This window comes from Candidatus Palauibacter sp., assembly GCF_965213655.1.
Lineage (GTDB): Bacteria > Gemmatimonadota > Gemmatimonadetes > Palauibacterales > Palauibacteraceae > Palauibacter.
The window spans coordinates 2,336,056-2,349,192 of record NZ_CBDBZT010000003.1 but is presented as its reverse complement, the minus strand read 5'-3'; the positions used below and the strand labels follow the sequence as shown (position 1 = coordinate 2,349,192).

Genomic DNA, 13,137 nt, shown 5'->3' with positions numbered 1-13,137 from the left:
GGCGGGCCGGCCATGCAACTGCCTCCGCAGTCGATCGACCCGAACGTCCCCACGCAGATCCCGGAGAACCAACTCCAGGACTTCAAGAGCTTCCTCGACGTGGTGCTCGAAACCGTCGTCGGCGGGGCCGCCTCCGACGTGCACACGCTCGGGCTTCAGCTCTGGGGCGGGCTCGCCGCCGTCATGGTCGCCTGGACGGGCCTCAAGATCGCGTTCAGCGGCACCTTCCAGCCCTGGGATCTCGTCAAGATCGTGATCGTGATCGCCATCCCCCGCACGCTGCTCCACTACTACATCGTCCCGATACCCGGCGTGGGGCTCACCTTCCCAGCCATGGTCGCCGGAGGCGGGATCTGGCTCCAGAACCTGTTTCTGTCCGACGTGGTGTCGGCGGGCTACACCGAGATGACCGCGCTCGTACAGGCGTACTCGGCACACCTGAGCGCGGCGTGGTCCACGGGCAACCTGCTCTCGGTCGTGACGGCGGGCGCGACCGTGATCTTCTCCTCGCTGGTCACGCTCGTGATGGGCGCCTCGCTCGTGTTCTGTCTGCTCGCGCTGTTCTGCGTGACCTACGCGCAGGTGATCTGGGCGCAGGTCGCCATCGCCATCGCGATCCTGCTCGGTCCCGTGTTCATCGCGTTCCTCTTGTTCGAGCCGCTCTCGTTCCTGTTCTGGGGATGGTTCCGGACCATGATGGTCTACACGCTCTACGGCGTCGTCGCCGGGGCCGTGCTCAGGGTCTTCATGGGCGTCGGGCTCGGCTACATCACGACTTACGCCGATGCGCTCATGGGCACCGGCACGGCGGACCCGTTCGAGCTCTGGCTCTGGGCCGTCGTCCTCATGCCGCTCGTCGTCTGCGGCCTCAAGGTCGGCGAACTCGCCTCGATGCTCGTGTCCGGTTCCGGCTCCGCCGGGTCCGGGTTCGTCGCCCTCGTCATGCAGGGGGCCAGCAAGGCCGCCGCCCCCGCCAAGCCCCCCGTCTGATCCCGCATAAGGAGCCGATGATGAAGCGAGACAAGAATGCCGGCCGCGAGTACGCCGAGATCTGGGGCGAGGCGGTCGAGTCCAACCGGAAGCTGCGACGCATCCTGATCCTCCTCTCCGCGAGCATCGTGCTCGGCGTCCTGGTCCTGTTCAGGATCGTGGGCACCGAGCCGCCCAAGCCCATCGTCGTACGCGTCGACGAGGTGGGCCGCGCCGAGGCGCTGGCCTACGAGGCCGCGACCGCGCAGGCCGATCCGCTGGATCCGACGACCAAGTACTTCCTGAACCGGTTCGTCCACGACTTCCACTCGCGCCGCCGGGCGACCGCGCAGGAGAACTGGACACGCAGCCTCCGGTTCCTGTCGACCGATCTCGCGAACGCGGCGTTCCAGAGGGATGGGGCGGATGTCGCGAGCGTGGCGGCGGGAACAGCCGAGACCGAGCTCGAGGTCGAGCAGGTCGTGCTTCGCATCCATCCCGCGCCCGAGCCGCCGTACGGCGCGACGGCGGACTTCGACTTGGTGCAGTTGCGCGGTGAACAGGAACTCCGGCGCGAGCGCTGGTCGCTGACGCTTCGCTTCGAGTTCCTGGATTCCATTCCTCCCGAGCTCGTCGTCCACAACCCGATGGGACTCCTCGTCACGTACATGCGGGCCGACCGCGCGCTCGTGACGGGAGATTCGCCGTGATCGCGCATCTGAGAGGCCGCGAGAAGGCGCTCGAAGCGTTCGGCTGGACGGGCCGCAAGGCCGAGTGGATCGCGCTGGTGTGCCTGCACAGCGGCGTGTTCACCCGGGCGCAGGCGACGCGGTTCCTGGACACGCACCACGAACGGGCGCGCCGGCTCGTACTCGCGCTGATCCGGCAGGGGCTGGCGGCCGAGGAGACCGTGCCCGGCATCCGGGGGATCGGGCGGGTGTGCCGGATCTACGCGCGGGGTCTCTACCGCGCGCTCGGCGCAGAGCACATCCGCCACCGCCGCACGGCGTCACCCGAAGTGCTGCTCCGGCGTCTGCTCTCGCTCGACTACGTGATCGAGCACTCAGATCTGCCGTGGCTCCCGACCGAGCAGGAGAAGGTCGCCGCGTTCGAGGCGATCGGCATAGACCGCGACCTGCTGCCCGTCAAGGTGTACCGCGGAGCCGCCGGCACGACCCGGCGCCACTTTCCGCTGAAGTTGCCCGTCGCGCCCGACTCGGCCCGCGCCCTGTTCGTCTACGCCGAGCCCGGCCACGACACCGCGACCGCGCTCCGCTCCTGGGGCAAGGCGCACGCCCGACTGTGGCGCGCGATCCGCAGCCGGGGCCTGTCGTCGGAGATCGTGACCGTCGCCCGCACCACGCGCGAACTCGAACGTGCGCGGCGCGTGACGCGTGGGTGGGCCGAGCCGAGCGGCCATCGCAAACCCGACCCGGAGATCCGGGAGGAGCTTGCCCGGATCGAACGGGCGATCCTCCAGGGCGCGGTCCACATCCTCGAGGAGTTCGGCGGTCTCCAGGCCGCGCTGAAGCGGAGCATAGCGCTCGAAAGCCAGGCGCGGCGGCAGGGCGGGCGCGGCTCGATCGACCGCGGCATCGTCTGGCAGACGGTGCGGCTCCAGGGGGCCCGCTACCGATGAGCGTCCCTCGACCTGCGGCCGTACCTGAACGCGCAAACGACATGGGGGTCCGATGCGCACTTCGGCGCCTCCGCGGTGCGCACCTTGGCCGGCGCGCACCCGGCGGCGCGGCAACGTCTTGCGCCGGGACGGCCTGTCCGGCCCGTGCCGCACGGGCGTCACAGGCCGTGACGCTAGCGACCCCCCTCGCCGAGGGCTCGGTACGGGTTCGGGGCCGGGTGTGCTTGCGCACCGCCCGCCCCCGCCCTCCCGGGGTCGCCAGCGTGCCAACAATCCCTCCGGGAAGGGTATCCGGCCGATGAGGCCGTGGACGCTCGTCCTCATCGGGGCCGCCCTGACGGTCGCCGCAGTGCGCGCGATCCTCGCGCCGTTCCCGCCCATCGGCGGCAACCCGTATCTGGACCTGATCGCCCACAACGATCCGGGCATCCATACGGCGATCCGCGCATGGTATTACCTCGCGCCCGGCGTGGCCGTGCTGCTGGCCGGCAGCATCATGCTTTCCGTCTCGCGGGTCTGGCTTCAGCCGCTCACGCGCCGCCGCAACCGGGGCAGGCTTCCGGCCTGGCCCACGTCATCGGAGGACGACGCGCCGTCGCTCGTCGTCGGCGAGTTGCACCACCCGACCGTTCCCGCCGAGAGCGACCGGCCCTCCTGGCTCGTCGTCCCCGAGAAGGGACTCTACACGGGCATCCTCGTCGTCGGGGCCGTCGGCACCGGCAAGACCACCGCCTGCATGTACCCGTTCGCCCGGCAGCTGCTCCGCTGGCAGGCCGGCGATGCCGACCGCCGGGCGGGCGCGCTCGTGCTGGAGGTCAAGGGGGACTTCTGCCACCAGGTCCGGCGCATCCTCGGCGAGGCGGGCCGGGAGGACGACTACCTCGAGATCGGGCTCGGCGGGTCGATCCAGTGGAACCCGCTCGACGATCCGCTGCTCGACTCCTACTCGATGGCCTACGGCGTGGCGTCGCTCATCAACCAGCTCTTCGGCAAGTCGCGCGAACCCTTCTGGCAGCAGGCGTACACGAACCTCGTCCGCTGGATCGTCGAACTGCACCGGCTCCTGCCCGGGGGCTGGGTCACGCTCCGGGACGTGTACCGCTGCACGGTGGACGCGAAGCTGTTCGCCAGCAAGATCGGGGAGGCGAAGGCGGAGGCTCTTGGGCGGTGCCCCACGCGGGCCGTCATCGCCGCCAAGGACCTCCACGCCCACAAGAAGGCGCTCCAGGGTTGGGGCTGGGACATGGCGCCGGGCGCCGAAACCGTGGCGTGCCGGCTCGACGCGGAACGCGGAGCGCTGCTCGAGGAGCTGAAGGTCGAGTACGCCACCGAGCCGGTGGGGAGCGGCGCGGGACGCGAGTACGCCGAGCAGGTGGACGCCGTCGAGCGGTGGTATCGGAAGGACTGGATGGCGCTCGACGCCAAGCTCCGCACTTCGATCGTCGAGGGCATCAGCGTCTTCCTCTCGCTGTTCGATCAGCCCGAGGTCGCCGGCGTGTTCTGCCCGCCGCCGCCGAAGGATGATGATCCGGCTTCGCGCACCGAGGAGGAAGAGGAGGTTCCGGACGTCCCGGCCATGCCGGGGCTCCGCCGGAGGCTGCCGCCGCTCGCCGACCTGATCGATGGCGGCAAGGTGCTCGCGCTCAACATGCCCGCCGGGGCGAACCCGGCGCTCGCACGCGCCATCGGCGTCTTCCTCAAGAACGCCTGGATGCAGGCGCTGCTCCGAAGGCCGGCCGACGCCGCCCGACGGCCCGACCGCTACATGCGGCCGGCCGTGTTCATCTGCGACGAGTACCAGGCGTTCGCCACCGTGGGGCAGGACGACCCTTCCGGCGACGAGAAGGCGTTCGCGCTCACGCGGCAGTGCCGCTGCATCCCGATCGTCGCCACGCAGTCGATCTCCTCGCTCCGCTCCGTGCTCCCCTCGGGCGAGGCGTGGCGCACGCTCGTGCAGACGCTCCGCACCCGGATCTTCCTCTCGCTCTCCGACGAGGCGTCGGCCAAGATCGCGTCCGACATGTGCGGCTCCGTCAAGAAGACGCAGGCGTCCTACACGTTCACCGAGACCACGAACAAGCCCGAGTTCTCGCTGCTCTCGGGACGCGCCGGAGGCGGCGACGGCCAGATCGGCGCGACCAAGTCGTTCCGGCAACAGAGGGAGCCGGTGTTCGACCCGCGCCAGTTCGGGCTGCTCGCCAACTACCAGGCGATCTGCCTCCCCTACGACGGGGTCAAGTCGCTCCCGGCACGGCGCGTCTACCTGAAGCCCCACTACCTGCCCAGGACCCAAGGCTACTGGCGGCAGCGCGAGGAGGGGCGGATATGAAGCGCGCCAGCGGCGTCGGCCACCTCACTCCGTTCCTTCCGGGCCTCGAGAAGTTGCTCGGGGACCCGGAGGTCTCGGAGATCATGATCAACGGACCCGCGAACGTCTGGGTCGAGCGGGCTGGGAAACTGGAACCCCACCCAGCACCGGACCTCACGTCCGCCTGGCTCCACCGCGCGGCCATCCACATCGCCCGGCCGCTCGGGCTCGATCCCGCCGCGCGGCCGATCCTGGACGCCCGGCTCGAAGACGGATCGCGGGTCGCGATCTGCACCCCGCCCGCATCTCCCGAGGTCGCCATCACCATACGGCGCTTCGGGGGCCGCGCGTTCTCGGCGGAGGACCTGGTGCGCCTCGGATCGCTGCCCGAGGACATCCTCGAAGCCGCCCGGAGCACGCTTGCGTCCCGCCGGAACATCCTGGTCTCCGGCGGCACGGGCTCGGGCAAGACCACGCTCCTGAACGCGCTGATCGGACTGCTGCCCTTGGGCGAACGGATCGTCGCCATCGAGGACACGTTCGAACTCAGGATCGACCGGGCCAACTGCCTCCGGTTCGAGGCCGGGGCCACGCTCTCGGAGACGCCCGTCGAGATCCGGGACCTGGTGCGCCACGCGCTACGCCACCGGCCCGACCACATCGTCGTCGGCGAGGTCCGGGGCGGCGAGGCCGCAGATCTCTTGCAGGCGCTCAACACCGGGCACGGCGGCTCACTCACCACCATCCACGCCAACAACGCGCGCTCCGCGCTGTCGCGGCTCGCGAGCTGCGCCATGCAGGCCGGGGACGCGCTTCCCTGGGAGGTCACCTGCCGGGGCGTCGTCGACGGCATCTCGCTCGTGCTGCACGTGGCCCGCCGAGAGGGCCGGCGGTTCGTCGAGGACGCGCTCGAAGTCAAGGGCTACGACGCGGCCGCCGGCCACTGGATCACGAAGCCCGTCTGGGGCGGGGCCGAAGCGGCCCGCGAAGAAGAACAGACCCACACCCGAAGGAGGTGAAGGCATGAGCTGGAACGGAGGAACCATCCCCATCGAGACGTTCGAGGACTTCGACCGTGAACTCGCGCGCGACGGCGGCGAGACGCTCGAAGTCGAGGCCGAACTGGCCGGGGAGTACGGCCTCTTCCCCGAGGACGTGGGGACCGAGGAGGAGATCGCGGCCGCATGGGACGACCCGCACGGGGACGGCGGCGAGGAGGTGGACGGATGAAGCACGACGAATACCACCGCAAGTTCGCCGACGCGATCATCGAGCAGATCAGGAAAGGCACCGCGCCCTGGCAGAAGCCGTGGCAGCCGGGCGAGCGCGTCATGCCAAGGAATGTGGACACCGACCGCTCCTACCGGGGCGGGAACAGCCTGCACCTCGCCGCCATGCAGCAGGAGCACGGTTACGGCGACGTGCGCTGGGGCACCTACCGCCAGATCCAGAACCGGGGCGGACAGGTCAGGAAGGGCGAGCGCGGCACCCGCATCCTCTCCTTCCAGGACAAGAAGCGGATCGCCGTGACCGACGAGCGCGGGCGGCCCAGGAGGGACGCCGAGGGCAAGCGCATCTACCGCTACGAGAAGCTCAAGACGCCCTACGTCCGGCAGTACACCGTGTTCAACGCCGAGCAGGCCGACGGGCTGCCCGAGCGCTCGAACGCTCCGCCCGAACCGCTCTGGAAGGTCCATCAGGAGGCCGAGCGGGTCATGGACGACGCTGGAGTGCCCGTCCGCCACGTCCAGGGCGACCGCGCCTACTACCACATGAAGCGCGACGAGATCGTGCTGCCCGAGCGCGGCCAGTTCCCCTCCGCGAACCACTACTACCAGACCGCGCTCCACGAGCTCGGCCACAGCACCGGCCACGAGGACCGGATGAACCGCGAGACCCTCATCGAGGGGATCAACGGCGGGTTCGGCTCGCCCCAGTACGCCCGGGAGGAACTCCGGGCCGAGATCAGCGCCATGATGACCGGCGAGCGCGTCGGCGTCGGACACGACCCGAGCCGGGGCGCGGCCTACGTCGAGGGCTGGATCCAGGCGCTTGAGGAGGACCCGCGCGAGATCCGGCGTGCCGCCGCGGATGCGCAGAAGATCTCCGACTTCGTGCTCGTGCGGCACCGCGAGCGCATCGCGGCACGCGATCCCGTCGCCGTCGCGGCGGTCCGCACGCCCGCGCAGGGACCGCAGAGAATCGTCGTCCCCGTGCCGCAGATGCCCGCGCCCGGACGCAGCGCCGGGCCGAGCCGCTGAGGGATCGATGAGAGGGAGAGGAATGTTCGACCGCACGGTCGAACCGGACCCGCGCCCCGCCGCGCCACCCAGCCGCAATCGCCAAGGCATGCGGAAAGGCCACCGCCGAGAATACGCCGCGGATCGGGCGCGCGGGTCCACCATCCCCTTCCCCGAACGCTGCGCGCGCGGGCTCACCGACATCGGCGTCTTCGGCGCGGTCTCCTACCGCGACCTCGCCGAGGTCCGCTTCGGCGGGCACCCCTACACCACGCGGCGGGCCGTCAACGGCTGGATCGACGACGGACTCGTCGCGGAAACCACCGCCACGGGACCGAACGGCAACCCGTTCAAGGTCCTGACCCTCACTCCCCTGGGCGTCACCAAGGCCCGGGAGCACGCGGCCGAGCGGGGAATGGACCGGGGGCAGCGGATCGAAATCCCCAAGATCCGGTCCGCGCAGGTCCGCCACGACACCGCCGTCTACCGCGCCTGCGCCAGGGAACGCGAACGCCTGCGCCGCCGGGGCGCCAAGGTGCGCCGCGTCCGGCTCGACGCCGAACTCAAGGCCGCCGTCGCCCGGGCGAGCGAGTCGGAGCGGAAGAGGAACGGCAAGCGGGCGGCCGACGCCGAGCGGCACCGAACGGCAAGCGAACTCGGACTCCCCGTCGACGACGAGGGCCGCGTCCTCCACCCCGACGCGCAGATCGAGTACGAGGACGCCGACGGGCGCACAGGCCGCGTCAACATCGAGGTCGCGTCCGACAACTACAGCCAGGAGACCGTCAAGGCGAAGGCCGCCGCCGGGTTCGCCATGCACGCCAGCGGACCGGCCGCCGCGGGCATGCTTCAAAAGCTCGGCCTCGGCGGGCGCGACGGCGGCTCATGGCTCAAGGGTCCCGCCGACCGCGATCCCGCCTCAGTCGAACTCTGACCGGAAGGGAGAACTCGCCCATGCAACCCTGGAAGATCAGCGCGGGACTCACCGCCGCGCTCGCCGGTTCCGTCCTGCTGCTCGGTGGAGCCCGCCTCGAATACCTGAGCCCCCACTGGGCGCCCATCCTCGCACGCCACGGGGTCCCGGTCGGCCTGCACGCGGCGTCCGCACTCTTGACCGTCGCGGCGGCCATCTACGCCGTCGGCCGCGCCTCCGGGCTCGCCGATCTCGGCAGCCGCGTCGATCTTGCCGAACGGTCCGTCCGGCGGGGAGCTGGGGATCACGACCTCGCCGACGCGCTCCGCAGGGATGCCGAAGGAGACTGGGAATGAAGCGCCGCACGAAGGACCCGCCGACCGTCGAGGCCCTGCCCGCCGACTGGCGCAAGCAGGCCAAGTCCCTCCGCCGATACGGCGGCGAGACCCCGGCCACCGCGATCGAACGCTGCGCCGACGATCTCGAAGCCACCCTCGTCGAGCGCGACGAAACCACGTTCTCGCTGGTCGAGGCCGCCCGTGAAAGCGGCTACACCGCCACCCACCTCGGACGCCTGGTGCGCGATGGGAAGATCCCCAACGCCGGGAGGCCCAACGCGCCCAGGATCGCCCGAAGGCACCTGCCCCGAAAGGCTCCCGCCGAAGCGCCACTTGCGGAAGAACCCGGCCCTCGCGAGCGTTCAAACGTGCAGATCGTGCAGTCCATCATCCGGAAAGGAATGGAATGATGGCACGCACGAAACGAAGCCGGCGCTCCTACAGCGCCGGCGAATGGGGCCGGAACCGGGTCCGGGTGTTCCCCGACCCGAAGACCGGCATCCTCCAGATCGAGTGGCGCGAAGAAGGGCGCAGGCTCACCCGGTCGCTGAAGCACCGCGACTGGTCGCGCGCCAAGCGGCAGGCCGACGAGGCCGCCGCCGGGTTCGAGGGGCCGGAGCCCGACGGCAAGGCCGAAGTCGAGCCCGAGCCGCTCACCCTGAAAAAGCTTTTTGACATCTACGGTGAGGAAGTGACGCCCGCCAAAGCGGACAAATCGCGGCAATACGACCGGACCGCGATGAGGATGTTCCTCGGGTTCTTCGGGAATGACCGCGACCCGGCCACCCTGTCGCAGAGGGACTGGGACCGGTTCATCCGGGCACGAAGGTTGGGCCGCGTCGGGCCTAGCGGCAAACCCGTATCCAACCGGACCATCGAGTTCGACCTGCAGTTCCTTATCGCGGTCCTCAACTGGGCGGCGAAGTCCCGAGACGAGGAGGGGAGACTCCTTCTCGAAAGGAACCCGCTGAAGGGTCTCAGGAAGCCCAGGGAGAAGAACCCCACCCGGGTCGTCCTCTCCGAGGAGGAGTACCAGGCGATGCTCGGGGTGTCGCGGCAGGTCGACTGGCGGTTCCACGTCGCGCTCGTGCTCGCACATGAGACGGGACACAGAATCGGAGCAATCCGCAACCTTCGGTGGACCGATATCGACTTCGAGGGCCGTGAGCTGCGGTGGCGTGCGGCGCACGAGAAGACCGGCCACGAGCACGTCACGCCGATGACCGACGAGGCGGCAGCGGTGTTGAAGGATGCCGCGAAACGAGGGGGTCCCGAAACCGAGCACTCTCCGGTGTTGCCCGCCCTCAAGGACAACTCAGAGTGTGCGGGCCGATCGCTGGTCCGGAATTGGTGGAACAGAGCCCAAAGACTCGCAGAGCTGGAACCCAAGCGCGGGAGAGCTTGGCACTCGCTGAGGCGGAAGTTCGCTTCCGACCTCATGGCCCTTCCGCTCAAGGTGCTCTGCGAGCTCGGTGGCTGGAAGGAGGCCCAGACGGTCCTCCGCTGCTACCAGCAGGCCGACGCCGGACAACTCAGGAAGGCTTTGGAGAGCCGCCCGCGAGCTCGAGTCTGACCTAGGTCGATTGGCGGGAATCGAAAAGCGGGAACACGGTGCTTGAGTCTCGTAACATCAACGTTCACAGTAGGATGTAAACTCGATGGGTTCCGTTGCGGTCCCGGAAGCATACGGGCCTTCTGCTCTACCTCGTGGCGCACCCTCGGACCGTACACATGCGGGGGAAGCTCGCCCATCTGCTCTGGGATGGCCGAGACCGGAAGGCGCGACACTCGCTCAGCCAGGCGCTCTACGACATCCGATCGTCCATGGGGCCGGTGATCATGGTGGACGCGCACACGGTCCGGCTCGTACCGCGACGGGTGATGTACGAACTCGACGCTCTCGAACAAGCGTTCCAGACCCGGGATCACGAGACCGTGATCGACCTGTACCGCGGAGAATTCGCCCCTGACCTGCTGAACCTGGGCGCCGACGAGTTCGAGCGCTGGCTCGATGGCGAGCGGGAGCGTTGTCGCGTTCTGATTGCCATGGCACTCAAGAATGCGCAACAGGCCGCCGAGGAGAGAGGTGACTGGGACCAGACGTGCCTGGCCGCGATTCGGCTCGTGAGGCAGAACGAGTTCGACGAACAGGCGCACTGCACTCTCATGCGCGCACTGTGCATGAAGGGGGACTACGCTTCCGCCCTTGCCTACTACCGCACCCTCCAGAAACACGGTTGGGTCGCCAACGCCGCGAAGCTGATGGAAATGGCGACATGGGTTCGGAACCAGCTTGACGCCGCACCCCTTGTCGTCCGCGAACGCCAGGAACCGCAGACATCGGGGCGGGGGAGAGAATTCCGAGAACTGAGCGTCGCTCTCCGTTCGTCGGGGCCCCTGCCGGTGCGGCTGGCCATGGCCGGTGAGCGCGGTCTGGGGCGGGAAGGGGTGGTTCGGAGCTTTGCCGGACTCGTGTACAGCGATGGAGGGGTGGTGCAGTGGCTACCCTCTGATCGCGCGGGGGAGCGAGAGAATCTGGCCACCGAGTTGGGCCGGCACCCTCGAAAGACCCGGCTCATCGTCATCAGGGCTGGTGTTCGGGACTGGGCCAAGGTGGATGAGGTCATGCGGGGCTCGGATCTCTCGGGCGCCATGGTGGTGGGCTTCTCGGACCCGGAGGCGGCTCGTCAGGCCGAAGCCGCGGGCCTGGTGGACTTCGTGGTCACCTTCGATCCGCTCGCGACCGACGAGTGTGCGGCGTCACTTCAGGCAACGGAGAGCGGCTGCAGTCCTCGGCAGGCCGCCGAGGGTGCAAGGCTCTCCGGCGGCAACCCGGGTCTGGCTCGGGCGATCGTCAGGGTGTGGATCCGCCACAGGTTCAGCCCCACGGGAATCAGCGGCCGGGAATCGGGCGCACGGCTGGCCTATGAGCGGTCCGCCGAGGTCCGGTCCCTCGTGGACGGACAGCTGGAGACCCTCTCCGTTCAGGAAGGACGTCTGGCGGCCACATTGGGGCTGCTCACGCGCGCGGCGCGCACCCACGCCGAGTTGATCGTGGATGGGCAGTCGAGCGGGAATGCCCTCGAAGGTCTCCGAGCCAAAGGGTGGTTACGCTCCGAGACCGACCACTGGACGCTGAGCCGCCCGCTGGCTGGTGACGTGCTCGCGTGGCACCTGCGGCCCGACGAGAGAACGAAGGTACATCTGGCCGCGGCTCGATCCCTCGAGAAGGCGGGTCTCGGCGCGCGCGCCGCGGCGGCCTCCGAGTTCGGGGCCGCCGGAGAGTCGTCGCGTGCTCTTGACCTGGCGTGCGAGGTGGCGAAGGAGGCCCTGCGGGAAGGTCGGTCGCCGGTGGCCGGTCAGGCGGCGGCGCTGGCGTTCGAACATGCCACTGCCGGAGCCGAGCGCCTGCGCTCCGGCTTTCTCCTCTCCGAGGCGGAGTCTCAGCGGGGACGATTTCGTCGAGCCATTGGTGTACTGCACCAGATCGCCGCTGTCGCGGACACCGGAAACGATTTGAGCCGCGTCAGACTTGAGTTGGCACGGGCGGCGGTGGCGTCGGGCGATCGTCTCACGGCCGGCCTGCACCGGAAGAACCTGGAGGAGGCGCGCGGGCACACGACCGACCCGGCGCTCGAGCGAGCGCTGACCGCGCAGCTGGCCGTTATCGAGGCAACCGAGACGGCGCGCCGACGCAGCCTGAACCCGGGCTTGCACACGATTCGCACCCATCTCCACGAGGTCGGCCGCGAGGACGCACCTTACGCGGGCGTCTGGTGTGACGCATTTCGACTCCTCTTCCATCATGTCGGACGTCGAAGTGGACTCGACGAGGCGCGTCTCGCCCTCGAGACCTACCGCTACAGACTCGGGCGCCTCGGCTACGAAGGGCGGAGAGCGGCGGCGGCCGCCGAGTTCTGGGTGGCCATGCGAGGTGCTCGTCTCCATGACGCCCTGCAGTTGCTGGAAGCTTCGGAGACGCGTGACGAGAACCGGCATGTGTCCGCGAACCTCAACAACCTTGGCGCGGTCCTGATGGAACTCGGGGACTTCGATCGGGCACTCGATGAGCTTGACCGCTGCCGCGAGATCGATGAGGCGCTTGAGAGTCCGCCCGAAGCCCGGGCCTACGCCCTCCTGAATCAGGCGCAGTGCGCGTTCTTCAAGGGGGACTACACTCTTTGCCGGAGGTACATGGAGCAGTTGCTCCGAGGTCCCGGGCATGTGGCTCAACATCCGTTCGGGGCACAGGCCCGGGCACTCGCGGGCCTCCTGGCGGTGACAGATGACAACGCGCCCGAAGTGGAGTCGTGCCTCGAGCTTCTTGAGGACTGTCCCGAAGGAGCGGGGAGAACGACCTCTACCTGGTGACCTGGTTCCGTGCGGCGGCGCTGGGACCCCGCGATCGCCGAAACGCCATCGCCGGTCTCATCGAGGCCGCAGATCACACAGCCGTGGTGGACAGGCTGAGCGCCGAAAAGCTGAAGGTGCTGGCCGGCACATACTCCCCACCCAACCGACCCGGCGATCAACGCGAGGCTTGCGGCTTCCTCCGGTCCGCCGGCGCGTCCTGGTTCGTGCGCTTCGCGAACAACTGGCTGCACGCCTAGTAACCACGGGCCGCTAACCCGGCTCCTCCCGCCCGTGTCCCGTTCGGATGTCCCCGGACGTTACTACTATGTACCTAGTTGACGGCGGCCCCCGGTCGCGCTTACGCTCACTGGGGAACG

13 protein-coding genes are annotated in these 13,137 nt (G+C 69.2%); all 13 read left to right on the top strand.

Annotation, left to right across the window (positions count from 1 at the left end):
• The first annotated feature begins 12 nt into the window (after window positions 1-12).
• The 13 genes from ACOOGH_RS12620 (at window position 13) to ACOOGH_RS12560 (ending at window position 13,017) form a co-directional block, all read left to right on the top strand.
• Window positions 13-990 carry a type IV secretion system protein gene (locus tag ACOOGH_RS12620; RefSeq protein WP_420449240.1) on the top strand — a complete coding sequence of 326 codons (978 nt, stop codon included), beginning with the start codon at window positions 13-15 and terminating at the stop codon, window positions 988-990.
• A gap of 17 nt (window positions 991-1,007) precedes the next feature.
• Window positions 1,008-1,679, top strand: a complete 672-nt coding sequence (locus ACOOGH_RS12615) for a VirB8/TrbF family protein (protein ID WP_420449239.1) — start codon at window positions 1,008-1,010, stop codon at window positions 1,677-1,679.
• A complete protein-coding gene (locus ACOOGH_RS12610) occupies window positions 1,676-2,608 on the top strand; it encodes a hypothetical protein (protein ID WP_420449238.1) in 933 nt (310 codons plus the stop codon). The genes ACOOGH_RS12615 and ACOOGH_RS12610 overlap by 4 nt, the downstream gene beginning before the upstream one ends.
• Window positions 2,609-2,906: 298 nt before the next feature.
• Window positions 2,907-4,937 carry a type IV secretory system conjugative DNA transfer family protein gene (locus ACOOGH_RS12605; protein WP_420449237.1) on the top strand — a complete coding sequence of 677 codons (2,031 nt, stop codon included), beginning with the start codon at window positions 2,907-2,909 and terminating at the stop codon, window positions 4,935-4,937.
• Window positions 4,934-5,935, top strand: coding sequence for a CpaF family protein (locus ACOOGH_RS12600; protein ID WP_420449236.1), 1,002 nt, complete (start codon window positions 4,934-4,936; stop codon window positions 5,933-5,935). Before ACOOGH_RS12605 ends, ACOOGH_RS12600 begins: the two co-directional genes overlap by 4 nt.
• Before the next feature lie 4 nt (window positions 5,936-5,939).
• Window positions 5,940-6,146, top strand: coding sequence for a hypothetical protein (locus ACOOGH_RS12595; protein WP_420449235.1), 207 nt, complete (start codon window positions 5,940-5,942; stop codon window positions 6,144-6,146).
• On the top strand, window positions 6,143-7,177 hold the full coding sequence (locus ACOOGH_RS12590) for an ArdC family protein (RefSeq protein WP_420449234.1): 1,035 nt from the start codon (window positions 6,143-6,145) through the stop codon (window positions 7,175-7,177). The genes ACOOGH_RS12595 and ACOOGH_RS12590 overlap by 4 nt, the downstream gene beginning before the upstream one ends.
• A 7-nt stretch (window positions 7,178-7,184) precedes the next feature.
• Window positions 7,185-8,090, top strand: coding sequence for a hypothetical protein (locus tag ACOOGH_RS12585; RefSeq protein ID WP_420449233.1), 906 nt, complete (start codon window positions 7,185-7,187; stop codon window positions 8,088-8,090).
• Window positions 8,091-8,110: 20 nt separating this feature from the next.
• Window positions 8,111-8,425: a hypothetical protein gene (locus tag ACOOGH_RS12580; protein ID WP_420449232.1), complete on the top strand. Its 315-nt coding sequence runs from the start codon at window positions 8,111-8,113 to the stop codon at window positions 8,423-8,425.
• On the top strand, window positions 8,422-8,817 hold the full coding sequence (locus tag ACOOGH_RS12575) for a hypothetical protein (protein WP_420449231.1): 396 nt from the start codon (window positions 8,422-8,424) through the stop codon (window positions 8,815-8,817). The genes ACOOGH_RS12580 and ACOOGH_RS12575 overlap by 4 nt, the downstream gene beginning before the upstream one ends.
• Window positions 8,814-9,980 (top strand): tyrosine-type recombinase/integrase, encoded by a 1,167-nt coding sequence (locus ACOOGH_RS12570; RefSeq protein WP_420449230.1) that lies wholly within the window; start codon window positions 8,814-8,816, stop codon window positions 9,978-9,980. Before ACOOGH_RS12575 ends, ACOOGH_RS12570 begins: the two co-directional genes overlap by 4 nt.
• A 158-nt stretch (window positions 9,981-10,138) precedes the next feature.
• Complete coding sequence (locus ACOOGH_RS12565) at window positions 10,139-12,778, top strand: BTAD domain-containing putative transcriptional regulator (RefSeq protein ID WP_420449229.1); 2,640 nt, start codon at window positions 10,139-10,141, stop codon at window positions 12,776-12,778.
• Window positions 12,775-13,017 carry a hypothetical protein gene (locus ACOOGH_RS12560; protein ID WP_420449228.1) on the top strand — a complete coding sequence of 81 codons (243 nt, stop codon included), beginning with the start codon at window positions 12,775-12,777 and terminating at the stop codon, window positions 13,015-13,017. Before ACOOGH_RS12565 ends, ACOOGH_RS12560 begins: the two co-directional genes overlap by 4 nt.
• The last annotated feature ends 120 nt before the right edge of the window (window positions 13,018-13,137 follow it).

Excerpts from the sequence above, each read along its gene's own strand:
- ACOOGH_RS12585 (WP_420449233.1), top strand. The coding sequence starts at position 7,185 with ATGAGAGGGAGAGGAATGTTCGACCGCACGGTCGAACCGGACCCGCGC.
- ACOOGH_RS12615 (WP_420449239.1), top strand. The coding sequence starts at position 1,008 with ATGATGAAGCGAGACAAGAATGCCGGCCGCGAGTACGCCGAGATCTGG.
- ACOOGH_RS12580 (WP_420449232.1), top strand. The coding sequence starts at position 8,111 with ATGCAACCCTGGAAGATCAGCGCGGGACTCACCGCCGCGCTCGCCGGT.
- ACOOGH_RS12575 (WP_420449231.1), top strand. The coding sequence starts at position 8,422 with ATGAAGCGCCGCACGAAGGACCCGCCGACCGTCGAGGCCCTGCCCGCC.
- ACOOGH_RS12620 (WP_420449240.1), top strand. The coding sequence starts at position 13 with ATGCAACTGCCTCCGCAGTCGATCGACCCGAACGTCCCCACGCAGATC.
- ACOOGH_RS12595 (WP_420449235.1), top strand. The coding sequence starts at position 5,940 with ATGAGCTGGAACGGAGGAACCATCCCCATCGAGACGTTCGAGGACTTC.
- ACOOGH_RS12600 (WP_420449236.1), top strand. The coding sequence starts at position 4,934 with ATGAAGCGCGCCAGCGGCGTCGGCCACCTCACTCCGTTCCTTCCGGGC.
- ACOOGH_RS12605 (WP_420449237.1), top strand. The coding sequence starts at position 2,907 with ATGAGGCCGTGGACGCTCGTCCTCATCGGGGCCGCCCTGACGGTCGCC.
- ACOOGH_RS12565 (WP_420449229.1), top strand. The coding sequence starts at position 10,139 with ATGCGGGGGAAGCTCGCCCATCTGCTCTGGGATGGCCGAGACCGGAAG.
- ACOOGH_RS12590 (WP_420449234.1), top strand. The coding sequence starts at position 6,143 with ATGAAGCACGACGAATACCACCGCAAGTTCGCCGACGCGATCATCGAG.
- ACOOGH_RS12570 (WP_420449230.1), top strand. The coding sequence starts at position 8,814 with ATGATGGCACGCACGAAACGAAGCCGGCGCTCCTACAGCGCCGGCGAA.